We start from the raw sequence: 22,249 nt of genomic DNA, 5'->3' as shown, positions 1-22,249 counted from the left end.
TTCTCTTACGTGAAGTTCGATTCTGCCTGTCATTTATCCTTGTTTGACTACACTTCTACCATTGGCATGAGCAACCCGTACGCGGAAGCCCTCCCGCATGCAAAAAAACCGCTCTGGGCAATCCCAGAACGGTTTCTCACATTTTCTATTCTATTTAGTCGCTTGCAGCTTCAACTGCTTTACCCGGGCAACAAATGCCTCGGCAATCTTCAACATGTCGTCGTCGTGTGCCCACATCCGTTCTGGATGCCACTGTACGCCTACATGTAGCCCGTCGAGGCTTTCCATCGCCTCAATCACACCGTCAGCCGCGCATCCTGTGACTTTGAAGCCCGGTGCTATTTCTTTGACTGCTTGGTGGTGAGAGGTGTTCACGAGCACCTCTGTCTTTCCGAGGGCATCCGCTACAAAGCCAGGTTGCAGCGTAATCTTATGCGCCCCGTATTGCCGTGAACCCTTCTGCGCATGCTGCAGCGCTCCTGGTACTTGGCTCGGGATATCTTGAATGAGGGTGCCGCCACACGCCACATTCAAAATTTGCATCCCGCGGCAAATGCCGAGAATTGGCTTTTTCAGCTCCAGCGCAATCTTGATAATCTCAAGCTCAGTGATGTCTCTTTCGTAGTTGATATCGCCCAGCCCTTGCAGCGGGTCTTCACCGTACAAATGCGGCGCAGGATCTTCACCACCGGACAAAATCAAGCCGTCCAGGGATTCGATCATCTCACGAAACGGAGCATCCTGAATCGTCAGCAGTGGCAAGATCAGTGGAGTACCGCCACTGCGCGCAATTCCGTTCACATAGCCTGAACCTACATAGAAAAACTGGTCGAGATCGTTCTTCGGAAAATACATTTTCGTACATGCCACACCAATGATCGGACGCACGCCAGTCACTCCCTCATAGACTCATGATTACTTTTGATTGGAAGCGTACTTGAAGTCGATGAACCCGAGTGCATCTACTACCACATCTTTTACGCTATCCTGCTTCACCCACGCATAGGTGAAATAGTAGATTGGCAACGCAGGCATTTCATCCATGACGATTTGTTCAGCTTTCTTGAGGATTTCCTTGCGCTTCGCTACATCCCCTTCTTTGGCAGATTGCGCGAGCAAATCGAGGAACTCCTTGTTTTCCCATTTGGATGTATTGAGTCCACCCTTGAAGACTTCCAGGAAGTTGATCGGATCGTTGAAATCGCCAATCCAGCTACCACGGCCAATTGTGAAGTTTCCTTGCTTCATGTCTTCACGGTGAACCTTGTTCTCTTTATTAACCAGTTTGACTTCGATGCCAAATGCTTTGCGCCATTGATCCTGGATGACTGTCGCAATACGTGAATTGACCTCTGACGTATTGTATGCGATCGTGATCGATGGCAACTCCTTGATCCCCGCTTCTTTCATACCTTCTGCCAAGAGCTTCTTCGCGGTCTCTACATCGCCGTCTTTGATGTAGCCCTCTGGCGTGAGTGCCATGGTCGGCGGGAGAATACCCGTCGCTGGCGTGCTCTTGTATGGTACGACATTATCGGAGATTGCCTGACGATTAACTGCCGTAGCAAATGCCTGACGAATCTTTTTGTTGTCAAAAGGCTTTTGCGTCGTATTGAAAATGTACCAGTACGTCCCCGCTGTTGCTTGAGCTTGCATCTTTCCGGATTCTTTCAGAGCATCCAGCGCATCCAGTGGCAAATCGCCCAGTGGTGAACCTGCCCAATCCAGATCACCTTTTTCAAACATCGACAGCTCTGTATTGGCATCCTCGATCATATTCAACGTCAGCTTCGACAATTTGACGGCGTCCTTATCCCAGTAAGAATCGCTCTTTTCGAATTCAATCTTTGATTTGTGCTCCCAATTTTTCAAGGTGAATGGCCCGTTTGTAATGTACGTCTCTGGCTTCGAAGCCCACTCTTTGTTGCCCTCAACCGCTTTTTTGTTAACCGGGAAATAGGTGACAGACGCAACCAGTTCCGGGAAAAACGGTGCCGGGTTTTCCAGCGTAACAACCAGTGTCTTGTCGTCTGTTGCCTTCACGCCTACATCTTCGGCTTTTGCCTTGTTGGCGTTAAAGGCTTGCCCATTTTTCAAATAGTACATCTGATACGCGTAACTGGAAGCGGTTTTCGGGTCGAGAACCCGTTTCCATGCGTATTCGAAGTCATGAGCCGTAACCGGATCTCCATTGGTCCATTTGGACTCCCGCAGATGGAAGGTGTACGTGAGACCATCAGCAGAAACCTCGTACTTCTCTGCGACCGCCTCTTTTAGCTCGCCTTTTTCATTCAAGCGCAGGAGGCCATCAAATGCTGCACGGGCAACAGACATCGAAGGGATATCTTCTGCCAGTCCAGGGTCGATCGTGCTTGGCTCACCGGTGTTCAGGTTGACCTGCATCGCTTGGGGGGCGCTACTCTGCTCCTGCTTCGCACCTGTCGTCTCCCCCGTGGTGCTTGCTTGCGGTGTTCCACAACCAGCGAACGCTAAACTCGTTAACAGAACAGCACAAAATGATAGTTTCTTCCACTTATGCAACAGCAAAACCCCCATCTTAGGAATAATTCTTCTTGATTGTTAGGAGCATGACTAAATAATATTATCTTGAGAAAATTTTGTCTACATCGAAACAAAAGGAGATGGGTCTACATGTTATCCAGTCTTTTTGCCCAAATATCCAGTCTAATCAAGGACGCTGGAGGGGAATGGGGAATCTTTTTCGAAGATTTGCAAACCGGTGAAACATTATCCATCAACGAAGACCAACGCTTCTATGCGGCCAGTGTGATCAAAGTCCCGATCATGACAGCTGTTTTTGCAGAGGCGTACGCAGGCAAGTTTGCCTTAGAGGACAAGATCAAGCTGCGTGCAGAGGATCTCGTTGGCGGTGCAGGTGTTCTTCAGCATATGACTCCCGGCACTGAATTTACGATTCGCGACCTGGTTACCCTGATGATCATCCAAAGCGACAATACAGCGACGAACATATTGATTGATCTCGTCGGAACAGAGAGCATTCGAAACGCGATGCAAAAAACCGAAATGGCGAACAGCCACTTCTACAACAAGCTAATGGTCGTCCCAGCCGAATTGGAAGGATACAATGAGGTGACGGCAAAAGACATGGGAAGCCACCTCCGATACTTGGCAACAGGAAAAGTCATCTCCTACGACAGCTGTTTAAAAATGGTCGCCATCTTGAAGACTCAGCAGCACCGTGACCGCATTCCCTTCCTTTTGCCTGACCCGGATGGCGATGTGATCGGGATGATTCCGAAATGGGAGTTCGCCAACAAGACTGGCTCTGTGACCAAAATCACGCATGATGTCGGCATCCTCTACATCGGTTCTCATGCTGTCACCTTGTCCATTTTAAACAAGGGACTCGAGCAAAAGGATGCTGCCAACGTCATGGCGCAAATCGGCAATCTCGTTTATCACGTATATAGTCAGAAGGCGTAATCCATGTGGCCTGCCATCTCCATTGGCGGGCTTTTTTTAAATTTTGAATTTGAAGGAGAAAAAACAAGCAGGCATTCCTTTCTCCAAGGAATACCCGCTCGTCATCGGCTTATTCTTTTTCCAAAATCAGCTTGGCAACGTTCATCGCGCTAGAGAAAGACAGCTCAGACAGTTGGCCTTGTCCTTCACACCAGTCACCCGCGAAGAACAGGTTGCGGTAATCCGGCATGAAAATTGGCATTGGCTTCTGATTCATGGTCCACTTGATCTCCTGTACGACTGCACGAGCAGAAACGCGCGGCACAACGAGTTGTTCACGCCAGCCTGGGAAGTGCTTGTCATACAGGTTTTCAATCTCTTGTTTGCGGATTTCGGCCGCTTCCTTGTTTCCTACTTCATCCTGACGCATGTATGCAGTCGCCTGCAGCAACTGCCCGCCTTCAGGTACACAAGTGCGGTCATAATACGAGATATCGGTAATGAAAATATTGTTTGCTTTTTCGTAGATGTAGGAGAACGGTACGTCAATTCGTTCTTTCAAGCCAATGTCATACACCATAACAACCGTTGGCTCGTATTCAGCATGCTGTGCAATTGCATGCTCCAGGCGAGTCTCCGCAAAGACCTTCGCCATCTCCTTCGGCGGAATACAGCAAATAAATTCATCCGCCGTAAATTCGCCCTCCGGTGTCACCACTCCAACCACACGATCGTTCTCTACTTGGAACTTTTCTACTTTGGTTTTGATCAGAATCGTACCTTGATTTGCTTCAATCACACGCACGAATTCATTGATCAATGCTTGCCAGCCGCCACCGATATACGCTACCGGTTTATTCGTTGTAAACAAACGGCTGTAGTACTCAAAGAATACGTCAGAAGGAATCTTTTCAGGCTCACGTGTGAAGAAGTTGGAAGAAGCAAGCGTCAACATCATTTCTCGCACTTCTTCGTTGACTTGCTTTTTCTCCATCCACTTTTGAATCGACATATGTGGATGGCCTTTCTCCATTTTTAGCATCGTTTTCAAAATCTCAAACGTGAACAACACTTTGTCCATGCCTTTTAAGAGCTTCGTTTGGAAAAGTCCTTGTACATTCGCCGGAACTGCAGTCAGATCGCTACCAATATCGTACTTGGCTTTTGTCGGATTGAAATCCTGCCAATCGATGTTCAGACCCAATTCTTTTTCAAACGTTCTCAAAACGGAGCTGTCGCGAGCATAAATGGCATGGGCACCGAAGTTGAAGTTAAATCCTTTGATCTTCAGTGTAACGGCACGTCCACCCAATTGACCGCGTTCCAAAACTGCAACTTTTTTGCCTTTCGACGACAGGTAGGCGGCACTGGAAAGACCAGCAAGTCCCCCACCTACAATAACAACGTCATAGTGATTGGTTGTCATACACAATCTCCCCTACGCACTAGCGATGTTGAATACATAAGCTAAACCCTATCCTAGTCTAAGGGATGGATAAGGTGGAAGTCAACTATTATTGAACTGTGTCTATTTTTATACTGACTTATACCAATTTTTACCTAATAAACCAGCTTGTTTACTGCTCTTCTTGAAGCAGTATGCCCCGCTATTCGCCGTATATCCAACCAATGAAAACACGTACAAAAAAGCCCTCTGTAGCAGTCATCTGATCTGCTTGATAGAGGGCTCTAATGCAACTGGAAGCAGCGAACTAATCGTTTCGGCGAGTCATTTGCTGCCAAACGGTTCCGCTAGCCGCCTCGCCACTTTCAATGCGCTGCACGGCCATTTGGACTTGCAAGCTGACCTCGAACTCGGGATCGTTCTGTGCGGCACGTAAAGCGTCCAAGGCGGTTTCATCCCCCACCTCAAACAAGTAGCGAGCAGCGCGCCAGCGTACCAGCTTGTTTTTATCCTTCAACGCCTCACACATCGGCAGAATTGCGCGCGTATCACCTAAGTCAGACAAGGTATCCCCCGCTGTGCGTCGTACAGAGACGGATTCATCGCGGAGGGCTTCAAACAGCAGCGGGAAGACGTCATCCCCGCCAATCATGCCCAGATACACAACCGCCAGCCTGCGAATTGACGGCTTGCCATCTCGAAGCGCTTTTTCCAAAACAGGCAAATCCGCTTCAGTAGGCTCCATCCGATCGAGTGCTTCATATCTTTTTTGCCAATCCGGATCATCGAGCATCTCTAGCGTAACGACTTTCTTTTCACGCACGACTGGCTCTGGAGTTTCCCCTGGACCAAGAGCCATGGCCTGTTCCACGATTTCTTCCACACGGCTCTGCGGATAGGAGGCATCGACTTCCAATGCGACCTCCTCGCCAATCTCGCGCAAATCGCCATAGCGCACGCCATGCTCGACCCATTTTCGCTCCATGATGAGGTTGGGCGAAGCGGATCCGGCACGCACAGCTGCCTGTCCAAAACGCTCTGGCAGCGCTGCACGAATCTGTTCCGTTCCCAGCGTCACTTTGACCTGCATCGGTACACCGCGGAACATTTGAATGTACACTTGCGCCTCTCCAAATGCCCCCGCATCCTCCGCAGACATGTCAGGAACAGCCCCTCCTCCGCCTGCTTGCAAAACCTCGCGCGCGACAGTCAAAATACGCTGCCAATCTGCATTGGACTTTCGCTCCAGCGCGAGAAAGTCTGCCGTATGAAAAATCGAGGTAACCCCTTCGATCTCCAAGAGCTTGTTCATGAGTTCTGGTGCTTTACTCGCATCTTTCTTTGTATACACATGTTGTACCCCATCCGGCAAACGCTCGTCTACATTCAGCTTCATGACGTTTGGACTCGGCGTCGGTTCGATGGACAACAGTTTCATAGTGAGTCACTCCTTATTATGCATGTTCAAAAAGTCACGAACACCTCGTGATCAAAAGACAGCTTTTTGAACAACCTTTTTACAACGCTGCTTGCCCTTCTATCGTAGCATGGAACTTCATTCGTTTTCCAACCGAGAGATCGTGAAAAGCAGTTGCCCGCTACAACGACAGCTTGTAGTAATCATTGGCTGACTTTACAAAAAAGCCGCATGATTCATATAGCCCCAGAGCATTGCTGTTTTCACAGGCTACCTCCAGGGATACATCTTGATATCCCTCTTCCTCCAGCCTCTCAATCGTTTGTGCCAAAGCCTGGCGTCCGTATCCTTTTCCTTGGTAATCTGGGTGGACACAAAATCCATAAATAAACGCCTTGCCCTCATCCTTGTTCACGCTTATTTTGCCAATGGCCTTATCACCGACAATCATCAACTGCGTGGTTGCCTTAGGATTACCCGCCATGTTTTCGGCCATTTCCCTCGCGCGTTCTTCCTCCATTTGAAAACCATGGACGTTTAGCCAAATCAATGTTTCGTAGTCACTGGCGGTCTCCGGTCGAAGAAGCACGTTTCCTGAGACCGTTGCTCTTTGCTTCTCTCCTAAATCCATCCAATATTCCGAGAATTGATATTCCCCGCCGATTCGCTCCATATATGACTTGCCGTTTTCCGAATCTCGCTGAACGATAAACAGCTGCGCCGGAATCCCTCTTCGTCTGCATGCATCTGCGGCTTGTGCTTGCAACGCTGTGAATATGCCTTTTCTTCGGTAGGCTGGGTGGACCATGCCGCTCACTTCTGCCTCACCGCCATGAAACACGTAGAGCCCTAGAAAGCCAACCAGCTTTCCATCCGCATAGCATACAAAGTCTTCTTCATGCTCTCCTGAACGCTTTTCCAGCATCCCCGGGTTTACTTTGAGATCAATCCCATCCTGCTCATTGCAAATCGCAACCAGCTCTTTAATCTGTGCCAGTTCCTCTGAGGACAGTGTTTTTCTTGCCGTGATCGTATACATCAAAGCGCACGCACCCTTTCTATGATTAGAAGTATCGTCGTTGCAATTCTGCGACCATATCTTCCAAATTATTAGCGACCTGCGGAATCGAATAGCCTACGAAAAGAGGTGAGGTAACAAACCTCGGAACCACTTTGGCGATCAGCTTTTCTCCCCAATGGTAAAAGAAAAAATTGTAGCTTTGGTTACGCGGATTGACATGAGTCAGTATCCAATGTGCTAAAATTTGTAAGTAGTCTGCCATTTTCGGCAGTCGATCCAAGTCCGATAGAATGACATTGTATTCAAAAAAACCCGCACGCGGATGCGTAGACAGATTGCATTCAACCCCTGCCTCTTGATCGATGGTCATGCCAATAAAATCACTGTCTTTTACTTGATCCAGATAGTTGTAGTCGTTTAATCCGACGATCTGCATGTGAGGATGACGGATGCTCCCTCCGGAATACGGACCGTGGTTTTTGAAAAACAGAACGGAGCGATATGACTTGCTTTGCTCCATTTCAAGCCACTTCTCTACCCCGAATGCCAGCAATGCTCGTACATGTTCCTTGGAATAAACAGACCAATCCCCTTGGCATTCATCCGATTCAATCAAAACAGTTTGATGCGTATCCTCCAGAACAGGGAATTTGTTCATGAGCCAAATCATGGAGCCCCGCTGCTCCAAAACATCGGTGAGACTGTTTCGATCACAAAAAGGACAGGCCGTTTCTGTGTTGTTTACACTCACTGGCTTTTTTCTGCCGATTTGCATGTTAAAGTGCAAGTGCGTCTGCTTCATTCCCTTGTCCCTCCAGTTTGTGCTTACTTCCACTTTACACGCATTTATTGGGAAAATCATGACGTTTTTTGCCCAGACGACACTTTTGAACTCTCAATTGGGCTGCCTATTTTTCAATGCCTGTGGCGTTTGTTTCTTTTTTTATCTCAAATGTTTTACATACAATGGGAAGCAGTGAAACCTGGAAAGGTGTTGGAAATGGATGGAGAGATCATTTTATTATCCTGTTAGCTGGAGCGAGGCCCAACATTACAAAACGTTGCTTGATCAAGAGGGAGTCCCCTATGAAATTCAATCCCCGCTCGATTTGCCGGTCCTGGAAGAAGGTAAGCTCGCCATTGTCTTTCCTTCCATTCCTTTACGGATGTACGTCTGGGTGCGAACCTTGTTCTATCGTGACGGACTGCGCTATCCGGATACGTTTTCGTTAGATTTCAAACTACATTAATCATCAGAGGAAAGGTACCAGTTCCGTTGGTTTTCATACGATGGTAAGAGCGGCATTTCGTATCGTTTGTGGGGGGAGGTGAAGAAGCTGCCGTCCTACAACATCCGCATCTCGATTGCAAGGCTACGTCTCGATCTATTCGATGGAAACCAACTCATCCGCTCTTATCCTGTTGCTTTGGGCAAAATTGCCACATCGACACCTCGAGGGGATTTTACCATCATCAACAAAGTCCCCCATCCGAACTCCTATCCGGGAGGTCCTTTGAGTGTATTCGGTACCTTCTGGATGGGACTGAGCAAGCCTCACTACGGCATTCACGGCACGAACAATCCTTCCTCGATCGGCAAGTATGTATCTCGCGGCTGTATTCGCATGTACAATAAGGACGTGAATGCTCTGGCAAAAATCGTGCCCATCGGTACGCCCGTTCGAATCCGTCAGCAATAAACATAGACATGCAAAGACCCGCCTCTCTAATTCCAAGGCGGGCCTTCTTTACATAAGATGAGTCTTTTTCTCTTTCATTCTTTCGGCTTCCGTATCATCCGCTTCCAAGTATACAAGAAATCTTCTCGCTTGCTTGTACATGATCGATAACGTCATTTCCCTGATCTTGTTCATGATCACTTCTTTATCCTTTGGATGAACTTCGGAAGAGAGCTGTTGTTCTTGCAGCTCTAGGTAAGACATCACCCATTCCGGGTCTAACTTATAGGCAGGCAACGACAGCGACTCCTCTACTCTAGTAATCTACTCTAGTCTACAGTTGGAAGCGCCGCATTCCCAGCCCTCAATTACTGGCTACACCACTAATTATTTCCCTTGCTCCAATTCCTCTACCAATGCAGATAATTCCGCCCAACGCTCAATGGTTGCTTCCAGCTCTGCCGCCACTTGCTGTTCTTCTGCATAGAGCTTTTCAATTTTACCGTAATCGCTGCCAGACGCTGCAATCTCTTGCTTTAGCTTGACGCTGCGCTCTTCCAAAGCCGTGATCTTGCCTTCAATCGCATCCCATTCCTTCTGATCCTTATAGGACAGCTTGCGCGTGCGGTTGTTGCCGCGATTAGCGCCGCTGCTGCTTTGCGTCTTTTCTGCCTGTTGCTCCGCTTCTTGCACCTGTGTTGCTTTTTCCTGGCGTCTTTCTTCCAGGTACTCGGAGTAGTTGCCGTAGTAATGACGAATGCTTCCTTGCCCCTCAAAAGCAAACAAATGGTCAACGGTACGATCGAGGAAATAGCGGTCATGCGATACCGTGATGACTGCGCCTGGGAACTGCTCGAGATAGTCTTCCAAAATACTGAGTGTTTGAATATCCAAATCATTCGTGGGCTCATCTAAAAACAGTACATTTGGCTCTCCCATCAGCGTCCGAAGCAGATAGAGACGCCTGCGCTCTCCCCCAGACAGGCGGGAAATCGGTGTCCATTGCATATGTGGTGAAAACAAGAACCGCTCCAGCATTTGCGAAGCCGTGATCGATTCACCGTTGCTCGTCTGAATAACCTCTGCGGCTTCCTTTACATATTCGATGACGCGCAGCTTTTCATCCATCTCGACATTATCCTGGGTGTAGTAAGCGATTTTAACGGTCGTCCCGATTTCCAATGAACCGCTATCCGGTTGAATTCTTCCTGCGAGCATATTCAAGAGCGTCGTTTTTCCGCTTCCATTTGGCCCGATAATCCCCACACGATCACCCGGCAGGACAATATAGTTGAAATCGTTGATCAGTTTTCGCTCACCGTACGCCTTATGGATGTTTGTAAGCTCGATCACCTTTTTGCCGAGACGGCTGGCCCCTAGTGCCATTTCCATCTTGGCAGCAGGTCCATCTACGACTTTATCTCGCAACTCCTCAGCACGTTGCACACGCGCCTTTTGTTTGGTCGTCCGCGCTTTTGCTCCGCGACGAAGCCATGCCAGCTCGCGTCGAAGCAGATTTTGCCGCTTGCTCTCTACAGCCGCTTCATTTTCTTCACGCTCGGCCTTTTTCTCCAGGAACATCGCATAGTTGCCTTCATAGCTGTAGAGTTTGCCGCGATCCAGCTCAAACGTGCGGTTCGTCACGCGATCCAGGAAGTAACGATCATGGGTGACGAGCAGCAAAGCACCCTTGTATCGGGACAAATACTCTTCCAGCCACTCGACTGTCTCATTGTCAATATGGTTCGTAGGCTCATCCAAAATGAGCAGGTCTGCTGGTTGGATCAAAGCACGTGCCATTGCTACCCGCTTTTTTTGTCCACCAGAGAGCTCTCCCACCTTTTGCGAGAAATTGTGCAGGCCAAGTTTCGTCAGAATCATTTTGGCTTGCGTATTGCTCTCCCACGCATCAGCCGCATCCATCCTGTTTTGAACAGCAAACAAGCGCGCTTGCTTTTTCTCGTCGTCAGGCGATTCCTGAACAGCCTCTAGCGCTGTTTCATAATCACGCAATAGCTGAATGAGCGGAGAATCGCCGTAAAATACTTGTTCCAGTACCGTGGAGTTTTCGTCAAAATCGGGATTTTGCGGCAAATACTCCACATGGAAATGATTCGCGTGAACAATTTTCCCGCTATCCGCTGTATCCAAGCCCGCGACGATTTTCAAGAGCGAGGATTTTCCCGTCCCGTTTACACCGATCAGACCAATGCGCTCTTGCTCGGCAATATGAAAGGAAATGTTATCAAACAATACTTTTTCTCCATAGCCCTTGGAGAGGTTTTCTACTGATAATATTTGCATGAACGTCACCTGTTCTTTTCTATTTGCTTATCGAGAAGCCATATGAATCTTACACTCGATGGTATCATGTTTTTCGCGCAAGCTCTAGGGTGATTCAAATGGATGGAGTAAATATTGGAATGCATTTCATATTAATGGTAAAATATTGAATACTTAGTAATAATGGAACTTGCACGAAAATAAAATAGGAAGCGTCACTAGCAATATGGCATGTCAACGAGTCCAAACAGAAGAGGCGTACTCTTTTCATCGAGCACGCCTGCTTTTATTCTCCTAATGACTGTCCTACTCTTTGCAGCACATTGCCGATCCGTTCATTTTGGATGACCTCATCTGCCCACGCATCCAATGGGGTTGGTTCCTGATTGACAATGACCAGTTTGGCTCCTCTTTCTTTTGCATGCTGCGGAAACCAATTGGCTGGACTCACGGTAAGTGAAGAACCTAATACGATGAACAAATCGGCTTGTTCCGTCCACGAGATGGCCTGGTCGACTTGCGATTGCGGCAATGATTCGCCAAACAGGACAACAGCCGGGCGCAAAAATCCTCCGCATGTGCAAATCGTCCCTTGATCCTCCAGATAGCGTGTGTTCGCATATTCGGTCCCGCAGGCAAGACAGCGGATTTTTGCAAGGGAGCCATGGAGTTCGGCTACAGCCAAGCTTCCCGCCGCTTGATGAAAGCCATCTACATTTTGTGTAATGACCCCATGAACCAATCCACGCCGCTCCCATTCAGCTAAGCATTCGTGTCCGGCGTGTGGCTTGCAAGACAGTAGTCCTTGAATGCGCATCTGATAAAATTCAACAAACGCTTCCCGATTCTCCATCATCGCGCGTGTACTCGCGAGTTGCATCGGATCTTTGCCGCGCCATAGCCCAGACTGTGAACGAAAATCAGGCAAGCCACTCTCTGTCGACATGCCTGCTCCGGTGAATACAACGGTAAAGGAAGATGTCCGCAACCAGTGTGCCAGATGATCCATCATGGTCTCCCCTTTTTCTTTGAAAATGTTCTTCTCCTGATTGTAATAGAAGAGCGCTGTATTTGGGAGACCTGGCCATCAGGACACTATCTGTCTTTCCCTTCAATAGGATGGATAAATGGATTGTGGAGGAAAGCGGGTATCGTAGGGATTCGTGCCATATTGCGGATATCCGGTCGGCTGTTGATAGACTGGGTACTGTCCATACCCCCCCTGCTGCATATAGTTGGCATCGTAGTAACCGTAGCTGTCTGGCAACTGGCTCGAGTAGCCATAGTACGGATAGTGGCTGGAAGCAGCTCTATCTGGCAGCTGCCCCTGCTGCTGACATCCTAATGGCGGGCCAATCACAACTGTTTTGGTAATAGGCGCAAGAGTTTCTCTTACCTTTGCTTCGTCTAAACAATACGTATGTGCCCACACACTCGCTGGAGTCAAGCGCAAAATATCGGAGCCAAAGATGACCTCAGGAACAGGCGCATCAAAAATAGCCAGTAGATGCGTATCGTCTGTCAAAGCCATTTCATAATGCCACCAGCCCTGCGGGATATTGGCAACCTGCCTCGGTTTAATATGGTAGTTGAGCAATTGATTGGTAAAAGGATTGATCAAGGATACAATGGCCTCACCAGCGATGCAATACACCAGTTCCGCTGCGTTTTGATGAATGTGTGGCTCGACAACATTTCCGGTTGTCAGGAAAATATCCAGCAGCGAGCTGTTGTCCAATGTATTTAATTGTGCGATCCCCAACGCATCGATGAAATTCCGATCGTCCTTTTTGAAAAACAGATTATTTCTCATATCGTACGTGAACTGAGTATTTGGCGAAGTATAGTCGCGATAGGAAGTAGCCATCTGTCGTTTGATCCTCCCACCCGAATGGGTATTTGACTCATTTATGCATCTCTATTCCCGTTCACAAAATAGGTGCATCCATTTATACGCCCGGGAAAGAGACACCCCCTTTTCACCCTCCACTTTGCACAAACATATCCTACTTAAAGGCATAACGGGTAATCGAGGAGGGTGATCTTGTTTGGCTACTTATTTAGTCTCCGACATACATGGTCAGAATCAGGCATTTCAAAAGGCGCTGCGGGACGTTTCCTTCTCCCCCCAAGCTGGTGAGCGTCTGTTCGCATTGGGGGACATGATCGATCGAGGACCTGAATCAAAGGAGGTATTACTCGATTTACTCGCTCTTCGACAGGCGTATCCGAACCAAGTCTTTCTCATAAAAGGCAACCACGAGCAAATGCTTGAAGATTGGCTATCCGGCAGCGGGAACCCGGAGTTATACCTGCGCTACAACGGTGGTGATGCCACCATACGTTCTTTCTTAGGGAATCACCCGCTTCGGCGAGCTTTTCTTAACCGGATGCCTTCTTTACCGGAGCAAGAAGAAGCGCGACAATTCATCCTTTCTCGCTATCCAACAATTTTGCCAGCCTTGTCGTCTCTTCCTTTGTATATAGAGCTGCCAGCCGATCCGCGAACAGGAGCTCCAGCCGCACTTTTGGTACACGCAGGCATTCGACCCGGCATCCCCTTGCCGGAACAAAATCCACAAGATTTACTATGGATTCGCGAGCCTTTCTACCTTTATTATGATGGAGAACTCCCTGTCATTTTTGGCCATACCCCTGTTCCAGGATTACCTCAATACGCAGGCAGCGGTCCTTGGCGCAGAGACAATATGGTCGGAATTGATGGTGGCGCAGGATATTGGCGCGGCGTCATGTTAGTCGAGTGGCCTTCTCTTCAAACCATTTTCGTACCGATTCGGGATAGGCAATCCTCTCCACAAGTACGGGTTTACTAATCATGCTCGGAAAACTGGGAGCTTTCGGACTGGTGCTCCTACCTGCTGCAAGCGCATCGGGTAGTGCATCCAGTATGATGCAGGAGACAAGCCCATCCGTTCAACAAATTATTACTTTTTATAATCTACTTTCGATTTGTAATATGTTAAGATATGGACGAGGTGTTTATATGAAACGTCAGCAAATCGTGGAACAAGCCATGTTTGCCGCATGGGGAGTCTCCCTCATCGCAACAGGAGGCAGTTTGTTTTTTTCAGAGGTCTTAAAGTACATACCGTGTGACCTGTGCTGGTACCAGCGAATCTTAATGTACCCGCTCGTCATCTTGCTCGGGGTTGCTTCCGCTAAGAAAGATGACAAAATCGCGTCGTACGCCTTGATTCTCTCCATCATCGGAGGACTCACATCGCTGTATCATTACTCGATTCAAAAAATACCTGCCCTGCAAGATCTCGGCAGCGCTTGCGGCATTGTGCCATGCAATACGGATTATATTAACTGGCTAGGGTTTATCACTATTCCGTTCCTTGCTCTCATTGCCTTCACCTTGATCAGTATCCTGCTTGTCATCGTAATGAAAAATGCAAAGGAGAAATGATTCATGAAGAAAGTCATCTTTCTATCCATCCTTGTGGCTGCGCTCCTGATCGGTGCGATCGTGTACGCTGACATTTCGAACCGTCAGCTTGCGGAAGGAAACCCTTACGGTAAAGCCAATTTGCACCCCGCTACTCTCGAACAATTGAGTGACCCGCTGTACGATAATCTCATTATGCCTGATGAGCTCAAAGGTAAGCTCGATAATCAGGAGGACGCGTTTGTTTACTTTTACAGCCCGGTTTGTGAGCATTGCAAAGCAACGACCCCCGTCCTTGTACCGATCGTAAAAAGCTTGGACATCGATATGAAAAAGCTCAATTTGCTAGAATTTAACGCCAGCTATGGTGAATACAACATCGAATTCACTCCGACCCTCGTTCATTACAAAGGCGGCAAAGAAGTAGCCCGACTCGTCGGAGGACGCGAAGCAAGCGAATGGAAAGCTTGGTTGGAAGAACAGAAAAAATCATAACGTGTGGCAGCCTCCCTCTTTTCTTTCGGGAGGCTCCTTTTTTATTTGGACATACGTGACAAATATGTGAAGAATTCCGTTCCCTTGGAAGAAATAGCCCGAACGAGTCATTAGGCTTTTCCAATTATTTGCCTATAATGAGTACTGGGGATAATCCTTGAAAACGGAGGTAATCGCATGACCCTCACTTATTTCACTGAAACCTTTGGCTTTCGGGCGACATGGAATCCAGAGCTGATTCTTTTGACTTTCTTGATTGGTCTGGCTTATTTCTCACTGACTGGACCATTACGCCAAACTTTTCAAGATTCCACACCTGTTACACGCAAGCAAAAGACTTTTTTTACTCTCGGCTTACTTGGTTTTTACTTTAGTATGGGAAGTCCCTTGAACGTAGCTGGGCATTTTTTGTTTAGCGCCCACATGCTGCAGCAATCGTTGCTTTATCTCGTAATGCCCTTGCTGCTCTTGGCAGGAACCCCGTCCTGGTTGATCCGCTCCCTGTTTTATCGCCGGGGGCTCAAGCTTTTCATGCGCATAGCGAGTCACCCGATACCTGCTATTCTCATGTTTAATGCCCTGTTCTCGTTTTACCATATGCCTGTTATTTTAGACTTGGCAATGAACAACCTGGCCCTACATAATTTGATTCATTTACTGCTGCTGGTGGCTGCGATTTTGATGTGGATGCCCGTTGTCGCACCGATACCGGAAATTCACCGTCTGTCGGAACTGCAAAAGCTTGCCTACATCTTTGCTAACGGTGTTTTGATTACGCCCGCATGCGCACTGATTATTTTTTCAGCAACACCTTTGTATACGACATATGTAGACGGTCCTTCCATGCTCTGCGCTCCATTCTTTTCCACGCCGATCGACAAATCGATGTTCGCCGTTCCACTTCTCCCTCTGGAGGATCAACGGCTGGGCGGAATTGTGATGAAGCTCATGCAGGAGCTGACGTACGGAGTCGTCCTGGCTTACATTTTCTCTACCTGGTATCGAAAAGAAAAGAATCAGGAAGAGGACGGCCTCCTAACGCCATAGCCAAAAGAATCTGAAAGGAGGCGCTACACACACGTGAATATCGCCCCTGCTACCGCTATCCGAATCAGACGGTTGCTCTTGTTGTTACCCGTCCTTGTCCTTGTTGCTCTTATCGCCTCTTGGTTTTGGTTCGGGCCCAAAAACACCCAGGCAAAATTGCCTGATGTGACTCTGCAAACCATTGATGGACAACCTTATTCGCTAGCACCGCAAAAGAAAAAGGTTCGCTTGGTGGAGTTGATTTATACCCGTTGCCCGGATATCTGTCCCACGACAACGGTAAAAATGGTTCAGCTGCAAAAGCGCTTGCTCGAAGCAAACCTGATGGGGCAAGACGTCGAGTTTTTGACCATCACGATTGATCCGCAAAACGATACCCCGGATGTCATGCGCTACTATGCCAAGCAGCTGGGGATTCAAGAACAAGGCTGGACCCTGCTTCGTGGCGATGACGAAACGATCAAATCGGTTACAAATTCGCTTGGCTTTTTTGCCAATAAGATGGATGATGGATTTATCTCTCATACATCGAGTACGTATCTCGTGGATGATAGCAATGCCGTCATTCAAAAATTCGGCATGGGTGACGATTTCGATCCCGAACAAATTTATCAGGAACTGTTGAAATTGAAAAAGGAAGGGTAATCCAACATGAAACGTACGATGATTCTGCTCTTATCCATGCTTATGCTCCTTTTAGCCGCTTGTGGAAAAGAGGCCGAGCAACCAGCTTTTCAACCCGGTGCTCCAGTTAAGGCTGCCTTTACATTGGAACCAAAAGAGCTTGTAGCCGGCGACACAGTTACCTTCTCCGTTAAAGTCACACAAGACGGCCAACCCGTGGATGACGCCAAGGAAGTGAAATTCGAATGGTGGAAAGATGGGCAAGAAAAGCATGAAACGATCCCGGCTTCACTACAAGGAGACGGTGTCTACACGGCCCAACAAACCATTAGCGAGCCAGGTTCTTATTTTGTCTACTACCATGTAACAGCACGAGATTTCCACAATATGCAGAAGACCCCGTTTACCGTTAACAGCAAGACTGGGGAGACGCCATCCGCACCTCAAGCTGACGCAGGTCAGTCACACGATCATGGGGCGGCAGGTCACACGAACGGGGAAACCGTTGATTATCATTTCTCCCCAGCCGACAATATTCAAGTCGCAACTCCAGCTGCTCTCACTGTTCATTTGATGAAAGACAACAAAGCGTTGGACAAAGCGACAGTCAAATTCGAGTTCTGGCGGGGGAATGACGAGAAGCACAGCTTCGTCGATGCAACCGAAACTGCGGCAGGCCAGTATGAAGGCAACGCACAGTTCCCTACTGCCGGGGATTATACAGTGAAGATCCATGTGGAAAAAGGAGACATTCATGATCACAAGGACTTCTCACTCTCCATAAAATAAGTCCTTCAAAATAAAAAGGCCTTCCTCCCAGGGAATGGCCTTTTTACTCATGAATGGCGTTAGCATGTAAAATAGGCGATTCGATCCAAGTCTGTCCCGTAATACTCCCATCGATATCCTCTCCAGCGATAGCCGGTTACAGAGTGACGACTGACATAGACGGGGTAAAACCAGAAAGAGCGACCATTTCGCAGCCAAACGTACGTGTAACGATATAAACAGGGATAGAATCCGCCAGCATCAATCCGGCGTGTTCCCCCATAGCCTCTTGCTCCCGGTGCACTTGGCGTCCTTCTCGGTGGAGGACCCGGTGGCGGAGGGGGGAAACCTCCCGGTGAACCGGGGGAACCTGGATAACCTGGGGAACCTTCTGGACCGCCAGGGGGAAATTGATATGACATGACGTGTCACCTCCTACTAGTCTCCCTATAGGAAATGCAGCAAACGCACAGATGGTATGTGCGTTTGCCCGCCGTCATTCACCTATTTTTTCCGCAATAGCCTGTATATAAATCCTTATCTGCCCCCCGCATTCACCCTTTCGCAATGCTTTGATTGGCAGTTACCCTGCACAAAAATTGTACAGTCTCTCCCATTTTCAACCGATTTGAACCTTTTACGAGAAAGGCTGTATTTGGCTTCAGCTGTTTTGCTAGACGCCGATGCAAGCCTGCCTTACTCAAGCAATGCCTCACCCGATTTGCCGGAAATCCGGAGCGAATCGCTGCTCTTGCAATATACCTAGCACTACTCCCCAGCGTATATAAATAGTCTACATTTTTTTGACTCAAATATCTCCCGACATCCTCATGACCTTTTACGTCGTATTTGCCCATTTCCAGCATGCTGGCGAGCACGGCGATCTTTGTGGTATGCCCTACCTGGCTTAACACATCAATCGCTGCCTTGGCCGCATCCGGATTCGAGCTATAGGTATCATCCAGCACCTGAATGTTATTCGCGAGCCGATAGCTGGTAAGGCGTTTTCGCTGTCCGCGAAACTGACTCAACCCGCGACGAATGTCATCGACGGGAATCCCCATCGTATGTGCGACTGCGATAGCAGCCAATGCGTTGTATAAATTATGCTCGCCAGGAATAGGAACAAAAAATGACTCCTTTTCTCCACGCAAAGAACATTCGAATCGAAACCCATTGCCTTCTATTTTCGTTCGTCCCGCCTTATAGTCCGCCTCCTGCTCCTTGCCAAATGTCACGATTTTTCCCGTGAACGACCCTAGGTAAGGCTGTTGAATAAACTCGCGAGAATAAGGACAGTCCCAATTCAAAAAAATGGTGCCCGTGGGCTTCATATGGCGAATTAACTCCGTTTTTGCTAACGCCAGCTGCCTGGCATCACCGCCAAAATTTCCGATATGAGCCGTGCCAATATTCGTGATGACTCCCATCGACGGCTGGATGATTTTGCAGTGCTGTCGCAAATGACCGCTTCGATAAATTCCATACTCAAGCACTACGGCCTTGTGCTCGTCCCGAATTCTTTTGGTATGCGCTCTTGTATTTCCCAGGAAGTTCTTGTTGTACATCGATTTATATGTGGGCATGCGCAGATTCAGGATGGTGTAGATCATTTCCTTTGTCGTGGTCTTCCCTGCGCTTCCCGTCACAGCGATAACTGGCTTGTCGAGAATCAGCGTCTTTACAGGTGCTACAGCTCTTCTCTTCTTTTTCATGGGTATCACCCCTTTGCCTCGTTCTTCTTCTCTCGATCAGCTTTCCTATTGTATGAACGACATAGACAGCCTGTATAGACCATTATCTATGAAAACGTTCCGCTACTATCCAAATCAGACGGACGACTTCTGGAATAGAGTAGGAGGGGAGGTGAAGCGCATGAAAAAGAAGGCCACCATCGCCGCTGTAGGCGACATCCTGATGTGGAAAGAGCAGGTGGCAACTGCCAGACTGCCTGGTACAGATCAATTCTGTTTTACAGATATGTTTCACCCCGTGACACCGATTCTCTCAGCGGCAGATCTCACAATAGGCAATTTAGAAACCACTTTTTCCGGGAAAACACAGCCCTATCAAATCGGTTCGGCACGAACCGGTTACCCTCGCTTCAACTGTCCAGATGAATTGGCTCGGGACTTGAAAACATCTGGATTTGACGTATTGACTACAGTGAATAACCACTGTCTGGATGGCGGGGTAACCGGACTATGCCGAACCCTTGATGTTTTGGATCGATACAAGCTTGCCCATACCGGAACCTATCGAAGCCCCGAGGAGGCAAATACCTACCTGATCAAGGAGGTAAACGGCATTCGCATCGCCCTGCTTGCTTACACCTACGGGACAAACAAGCAGGTGATCCCCGCTCATACGCCATGGATCGTTCGACTTCTTCATCTTGACACAATATTATCCGACCTGAGAAGAGTCCGTCCTCTCGTCGATGTTGTGATCATCTCCCTTCATTTTGGGATTGAATTCCGCTATACTCCAACGACTCGCCAGCGGCAGCTCGTACAAAACCTGCTCGACAACGGTGCTGATGTCATCCTCGGCGCTCACCCACATGTTCTGCAGCCTGTTGTCACTCCGAGTATCATGACTCCTCACGGGACAAAAAGACAAACATTGGTCGCGTATTCTTTAGGTAATTTTATATCAGAGAAAATGCTCTCGTTTGATCAATCACAGTGTGGGGCAATCCTGCGATTTACTGTCGAAAAAGATGAGAGGAATCAGATCTCACTCGAGCAAATTTCGGTCATCCCGACATTTTCGCAACGATATGTAAGTCAAGGACGTATATGTTTTCGTGTCATCCCCATGCGTTCCTATCTGAAAAGTCCTGATCTGTATGTGCGCCCCCTGCAGAGAAAAAAGCTCCAGTTGCTGTGGAGTCGCGCCATCCGCATCATAGGTAGAGCGCGGGGTGTATTGATTGAATAACACAGGAGCAAACGAGGGAGGGGGCAGTGCGCTCCCTACCCTTCCTATTTTTCTACATAGACGACGATTGACTATTCACAGAACATTTTGGTAAAATCCACCTGTAACTAACGAAATTATTTTAGATAGTTACAAAGGAGAGATGACTGCATGATCACCGTTCGCCGTATCCCCTCGGAAGATTTACCTGCATTTCTTGCCTTCCCGGACCACCCTGCGTCTGTTCGGAATGATATCGCTGCTTACCTCGATAAAATGTTTACACAAGGAGCCATGCGTCAGGACTGGTGCTTCGTTCTGGAGGTACAGGGTAAGATCGCTGGTCGTCTAGCCTTCTGGACATTGCCTGGCAGTAAACAAGCGACTGATTTGGTATTGTGGGAGCTTCCATGGAAAGAAACAGAATGTGTTTCGCTCGGCTCTCATTTCTTACGCGAAGTCTTTACACTCATGGCAGGGAATCTTTCGGAGAAAATCGGCTATGTTCTGGATTCACCTTCCTCCTCTCCCCAATGGCAAACGGATCACCAAGAGCGTAGAAAAGTTCTGGAAGCGCTCGGCTTTCGGATTAGCCGGGAAACAAACCGCTTCGAATGGCATGCTCCCATTGAGACAACTGCTATACCGTCAAAAGAAGAGCATGATCCGATCGTGTACCGCAGTCTTCCGGAGGTTGGCGAGGCTGCCTTTGTGGATGCTATCATGCGCGTCTCGCAACTCACCCATGATCAACAGATTACAGAGGAGCGCTTGGAAAAAGGCCCTCTAGCCCAAGCCCAGGAAATGTTCCAAGACTTGCAACAAATGAAGTACGAACCGGAATGGTGGCAGCTTGCCTATACAGCAAAAAATGAGCTCATTGGATTTTTAATGCCTACGGTCAGCCCAACCTTTGCTACGATTGGATACATAGGTGTTCTCCCCGAGCAAAGAGGACACGGCTATATAGATCGATTGCTGAAGCAGGCCGCAGACGTTCTTGTCAAAGCAGGCGAAACATACATCCGCGCGGATACCGATGTTAAAAACACACCAATGGCCAAAGCCTTTTTACGTGCTGGATACCAGCAGTTTGCCAGTCGCCAAGAATTTTCCCTCAATCATGGCTTGCGGCGCTAACGGACATACAAAAAAAGGGGGCGATTGCCGTAACAATCACTCCCCTTACTTCCCTTGTATGGACAATATTTATGGGACAATTTCAGACATTTCTTCTGGGCATACAGCTTGCTTTAGCATTTCGGTTGCCTGTTCCGTATCTACGTCTTTTACCAGCTCAATCTCACTAATGAGGAGCTGCTGCGCATTATCCAGCATCACTTTGTCACTCGTACCCAATACTTTTTCTTTACTTATACCAACCAAATCGCGAATGACCTGAGATTGCTCGTAAATATCGCCACTCTTCATTTTTTCTGTATGAAGCTTGTAGCGCTGCGCTGCATTCAAGGCGGTGTCGCGTTGCCCCTCTCGCAGGGCGGCCAAAACATTCTCTAAAATGTCGGCTTCGACCACCTTTCGAATACTAAGAGCGGACATCTTTTCAACCGGGACCATGATGTTTAACTCTTTCAGCAGCATGTTGAGCACATAATAGAGGTGTTTTTCACCCAGAAATTCTTTCTCCTCCATCGCCTCAATTACGCCTGCCCCGTGCATTGGATAAAAAACCTTGTCTCCAACTTGAAACATACGTCCACCTCCTTCAAAG

24 protein-coding genes are annotated in these 22,249 nt (G+C 48.2%); 11 read left to right on the top strand and 13 right to left on the bottom strand.

The window, feature by feature from the left end; genetic code table 11:
• Positions 1 to 150: 150 nt before the first annotated feature.
• Positions 151 to 888 (bottom strand): gamma-glutamyl-gamma-aminobutyrate hydrolase family protein, encoded by a 738-nt coding sequence (locus C7R94_RS13750; protein WP_106781958.1) that lies wholly within the window; start codon positions 886 to 888, stop codon positions 151 to 153.
• A 27-nt stretch (positions 889 to 915) separates the two neighbouring features.
• Positions 916 to 2,541: a peptide ABC transporter substrate-binding protein gene (locus C7R94_RS13745; protein ID WP_106782104.1), complete on the bottom strand. Its 1,626-nt coding sequence runs from the start codon at positions 2,539 to 2,541 to the stop codon at positions 916 to 918.
• Positions 2,542 to 2,652: 111 nt separating this feature from the next.
• Here C7R94_RS13745 and C7R94_RS13740 point away from each other — a divergent pair, with 111 nt between their 5' ends.
• The gene (locus C7R94_RS13740) at positions 2,653 to 3,465 is read left to right on the top strand and encodes a serine hydrolase (RefSeq protein ID WP_106781957.1); all 813 of its coding nucleotides are present in this window, start codon (positions 2,653 to 2,655) and stop codon (positions 3,463 to 3,465) included.
• A 109-nt stretch (positions 3,466 to 3,574) separates the two neighbouring features.
• Here the strand turns inward: C7R94_RS13740 and C7R94_RS13735 are convergent, their stop codons facing one another.
• The 4 genes from C7R94_RS13735 to C7R94_RS13720 form a co-directional block, all read right to left on the bottom strand.
• Positions 3,575 to 4,870, bottom strand: a complete 1,296-nt coding sequence (locus tag C7R94_RS13735) for a phytoene desaturase family protein (protein ID WP_047072646.1) — start codon at positions 4,868 to 4,870, stop codon at positions 3,575 to 3,577.
• A 286-nt stretch (positions 4,871 to 5,156) separates the two neighbouring features.
• Positions 5,157 to 6,287, bottom strand: a complete 1,131-nt coding sequence (locus C7R94_RS13730) for a virulence factor (protein ID WP_106781956.1) — start codon at positions 6,285 to 6,287, stop codon at positions 5,157 to 5,159.
• A 160-nt stretch (positions 6,288 to 6,447) separates the two neighbouring features.
• Positions 6,448 to 7,305, bottom strand: coding sequence for a GNAT family N-acetyltransferase (locus C7R94_RS13725; RefSeq protein WP_233220558.1), 858 nt, complete (start codon positions 7,303 to 7,305; stop codon positions 6,448 to 6,450).
• A gap of 25 nt (positions 7,306 to 7,330) precedes the next feature.
• Positions 7,331 to 8,089 (bottom strand): DUF4931 domain-containing protein, encoded by a 759-nt coding sequence (locus C7R94_RS13720; protein WP_047072651.1) that lies wholly within the window; start codon positions 8,087 to 8,089, stop codon positions 7,331 to 7,333.
• Between the two features lie 202 nt (positions 8,090 to 8,291).
• Here C7R94_RS13720 and C7R94_RS13715 point away from each other — a divergent pair, with 202 nt between their 5' ends.
• On the top strand, positions 8,292 to 8,537 hold the full coding sequence (locus tag C7R94_RS13715; protein ID WP_012685685.1) for a hypothetical protein: 246 nt from the start codon (positions 8,292 to 8,294) through the stop codon (positions 8,535 to 8,537).
• A 78-nt stretch (positions 8,538 to 8,615) separates the two neighbouring features.
• Entirely contained in the window at positions 8,616 to 8,987 is a 372-nt protein-coding gene (locus C7R94_RS13710; protein WP_106781954.1) for a L,D-transpeptidase, read from the top strand.
• A gap of 48 nt (positions 8,988 to 9,035) precedes the next feature.
• On the opposite strand, the gene C7R94_RS13705 is transcribed toward C7R94_RS13710, so the two are convergent.
• The 4 genes from C7R94_RS13705 to C7R94_RS13690 all read right to left on the bottom strand — a co-directional run bounded on the left by C7R94_RS13705 (position 9,036) and on the right by C7R94_RS13690 (position 13,116).
• Positions 9,036 to 9,263 carry a hypothetical protein gene (locus C7R94_RS13705; protein ID WP_106781953.1) on the bottom strand — a complete coding sequence of 76 codons (228 nt, stop codon included), beginning with the start codon at positions 9,261 to 9,263 and terminating at the stop codon, positions 9,036 to 9,038.
• Positions 9,264 to 9,353: 90 nt separating this feature from the next.
• Positions 9,354 to 11,270, bottom strand: coding sequence for an ABC transporter ATP-binding protein (locus C7R94_RS13700; RefSeq protein ID WP_106781952.1), 1,917 nt, complete (start codon positions 11,268 to 11,270; stop codon positions 9,354 to 9,356).
• 265 nt (positions 11,271 to 11,535) lie between these two features.
• A complete protein-coding gene (locus tag C7R94_RS13695) occupies positions 11,536 to 12,258 on the bottom strand; it encodes an NAD-dependent deacylase (RefSeq protein ID WP_106781951.1) in 723 nt (240 codons plus the stop codon).
• A gap of 102 nt (positions 12,259 to 12,360) precedes the next feature.
• Positions 12,361 to 13,116 carry a cupin domain-containing protein gene (locus C7R94_RS13690; RefSeq protein ID WP_106781950.1) on the bottom strand — a complete coding sequence of 252 codons (756 nt, stop codon included), beginning with the start codon at positions 13,114 to 13,116 and terminating at the stop codon, positions 12,361 to 12,363.
• Between the two features lie 181 nt (positions 13,117 to 13,297).
• Between C7R94_RS13690 and C7R94_RS13685 the strand changes: the two genes are divergently transcribed.
• From C7R94_RS13685 to C7R94_RS13660, 6 genes are all read left to right on the top strand, one after another.
• Entirely contained in the window at positions 13,298 to 14,083 is a 786-nt protein-coding gene (locus C7R94_RS13685; RefSeq protein WP_106781948.1) for a metallophosphoesterase family protein, read from the top strand.
• Positions 14,084 to 14,253: 170 nt separating this feature from the next.
• Complete coding sequence (locus C7R94_RS13680; RefSeq protein WP_047072664.1) at positions 14,254 to 14,682, top strand: disulfide oxidoreductase; 429 nt, start codon at positions 14,254 to 14,256, stop codon at positions 14,680 to 14,682.
• A 3-nt stretch (positions 14,683 to 14,685) separates the two neighbouring features.
• Positions 14,686 to 15,156, top strand: coding sequence for a thioredoxin family protein (locus tag C7R94_RS13675; protein WP_047072666.1), 471 nt, complete (start codon positions 14,686 to 14,688; stop codon positions 15,154 to 15,156).
• Between the two features lie 177 nt (positions 15,157 to 15,333).
• On the top strand, positions 15,334 to 16,203 hold the full coding sequence (ctaG, locus tag C7R94_RS13670; RefSeq protein ID WP_047072668.1) for a cytochrome c oxidase assembly factor CtaG: 870 nt from the start codon (positions 15,334 to 15,336) through the stop codon (positions 16,201 to 16,203).
• A gap of 33 nt (positions 16,204 to 16,236) precedes the next feature.
• A complete protein-coding gene (locus tag C7R94_RS13665; RefSeq protein WP_106781946.1) occupies positions 16,237 to 16,848 on the top strand; it encodes an SCO family protein in 612 nt (203 codons plus the stop codon).
• A 6-nt stretch (positions 16,849 to 16,854) separates the two neighbouring features.
• Complete coding sequence (locus C7R94_RS13660) at positions 16,855 to 17,616, top strand: FixH family protein (RefSeq protein ID WP_106781944.1); 762 nt, start codon at positions 16,855 to 16,857, stop codon at positions 17,614 to 17,616.
• Positions 17,617 to 17,675: 59 nt separating this feature from the next.
• Here the strand turns inward: C7R94_RS13660 and C7R94_RS30285 are convergent, their stop codons facing one another.
• Both C7R94_RS30285 and C7R94_RS13650 read right to left on the bottom strand, forming a co-directional pair.
• Positions 17,676 to 18,017 carry a transporter gene (locus tag C7R94_RS30285; RefSeq protein WP_197243376.1) on the bottom strand — a complete coding sequence of 114 codons (342 nt, stop codon included), beginning with the start codon at positions 18,015 to 18,017 and terminating at the stop codon, positions 17,676 to 17,678.
• A 132-nt stretch (positions 18,018 to 18,149) separates the two neighbouring features.
• The gene (locus C7R94_RS13650) at positions 18,150 to 19,310 is read right to left on the bottom strand and encodes a UDP-N-acetylmuramoyl-tripeptide--D-alanyl-D-alanine ligase (protein ID WP_106781941.1); all 1,161 of its coding nucleotides are present in this window, start codon (positions 19,308 to 19,310) and stop codon (positions 18,150 to 18,152) included.
• 160 nt (positions 19,311 to 19,470) lie between these two features.
• Between C7R94_RS13650 and C7R94_RS13645 the strand changes: the two genes are divergently transcribed.
• Both C7R94_RS13645 and C7R94_RS13640 read left to right on the top strand, forming a co-directional pair.
• Positions 19,471 to 20,538, top strand: a complete 1,068-nt coding sequence (locus tag C7R94_RS13645) for a CapA family protein (protein ID WP_233220551.1) — start codon at positions 19,471 to 19,473, stop codon at positions 20,536 to 20,538.
• Between the two features lie 150 nt (positions 20,539 to 20,688).
• On the top strand, positions 20,689 to 21,657 hold the full coding sequence (locus C7R94_RS13640) for a GNAT family N-acetyltransferase (RefSeq protein ID WP_106781939.1): 969 nt from the start codon (positions 20,689 to 20,691) through the stop codon (positions 21,655 to 21,657).
• Positions 21,658 to 21,726: 69 nt separating this feature from the next.
• Here C7R94_RS13640 and C7R94_RS13635 read toward each other — a convergent pair whose 3' ends face one another.
• Entirely contained in the window at positions 21,727 to 22,230 is a 504-nt protein-coding gene (locus tag C7R94_RS13635; protein WP_106781936.1) for a CarD family transcriptional regulator, read from the bottom strand.
• Positions 22,231 to 22,249 lie beyond the last annotated feature (19 nt).

The sequence above is a fragment of the Brevibacillus sp. NRRL NRS-603 genome, from assembly GCF_003013445.1.
GTDB classification, from domain to species: domain Bacteria; phylum Bacillota; class Bacilli; order Brevibacillales; family Brevibacillaceae; genus Brevibacillus; species Brevibacillus formosus.
Note: the sequence above shows the minus strand (reverse complement) of the source record. Positions and strands in the feature narration are given on the sequence as shown.

Excerpts from the sequence above, each read along its gene's own strand:
- C7R94_RS13740 (WP_106781957.1), top strand. The coding sequence starts at position 2,653 with ATGTTATCCAGTCTTTTTGCCCAAATATCCAGTCTAATCAAGGACGCT.
- C7R94_RS13735 (WP_047072646.1), bottom strand. The coding sequence starts at position 4,870 with ATGACAACCAATCACTATGACGTTGTTATTGTAGGTGGGGGACTTGCT.
- C7R94_RS13730 (WP_106781956.1), bottom strand. The coding sequence starts at position 6,287 with ATGAAACTGTTGTCCATCGAACCGACGCCGAGTCCAAACGTCATGAAG.
- C7R94_RS13725 (WP_233220558.1), bottom strand. The coding sequence starts at position 7,305 with ATGTATACGATCACGGCAAGAAAAACACTGTCCTCAGAGGAACTGGCA.
- C7R94_RS13720 (WP_047072651.1), bottom strand. The coding sequence starts at position 8,089 with ATGAAGCAGACGCACTTGCACTTTAACATGCAAATCGGCAGAAAAAAG.
- C7R94_RS13715 (WP_012685685.1), top strand. The coding sequence starts at position 8,292 with ATGGAGAGATCATTTTATTATCCTGTTAGCTGGAGCGAGGCCCAACAT.
- C7R94_RS13700 (WP_106781952.1), bottom strand. The coding sequence starts at position 11,270 with ATGCAAATATTATCAGTAGAAAACCTCTCCAAGGGCTATGGAGAAAAA.
- C7R94_RS13695 (WP_106781951.1), bottom strand. The coding sequence starts at position 12,258 with ATGGATCATCTGGCACACTGGTTGCGGACATCTTCCTTTACCGTTGTA.
- C7R94_RS13690 (WP_106781950.1), bottom strand. The coding sequence starts at position 13,116 with ATGGCTACTTCCTATCGCGACTATACTTCGCCAAATACTCAGTTCACG.
- C7R94_RS13680 (WP_047072664.1), top strand. The coding sequence starts at position 14,254 with ATGAAACGTCAGCAAATCGTGGAACAAGCCATGTTTGCCGCATGGGGA.
- C7R94_RS13675 (WP_047072666.1), top strand. The coding sequence starts at position 14,686 with ATGAAGAAAGTCATCTTTCTATCCATCCTTGTGGCTGCGCTCCTGATC.
- ctaG (WP_047072668.1), top strand. The coding sequence starts at position 15,334 with ATGACCCTCACTTATTTCACTGAAACCTTTGGCTTTCGGGCGACATGG.
- C7R94_RS13660 (WP_106781944.1), top strand. The coding sequence starts at position 16,855 with ATGAAACGTACGATGATTCTGCTCTTATCCATGCTTATGCTCCTTTTA.
- C7R94_RS30285 (WP_197243376.1), bottom strand. The coding sequence starts at position 18,017 with ATGTCATATCAATTTCCCCCTGGCGGTCCAGAAGGTTCCCCAGGTTAT.
- C7R94_RS13650 (WP_106781941.1), bottom strand. The coding sequence starts at position 19,310 with ATGAAAAAGAAGAGAAGAGCTGTAGCACCTGTAAAGACGCTGATTCTC.
- C7R94_RS13645 (WP_233220551.1), top strand. The coding sequence starts at position 19,471 with ATGAAAAAGAAGGCCACCATCGCCGCTGTAGGCGACATCCTGATGTGG.
- C7R94_RS13640 (WP_106781939.1), top strand. The coding sequence starts at position 20,689 with ATGATCACCGTTCGCCGTATCCCCTCGGAAGATTTACCTGCATTTCTT.
- C7R94_RS13635 (WP_106781936.1), bottom strand. The coding sequence starts at position 22,230 with ATGTTTCAAGTTGGAGACAAGGTTTTTTATCCAATGCACGGGGCAGGC.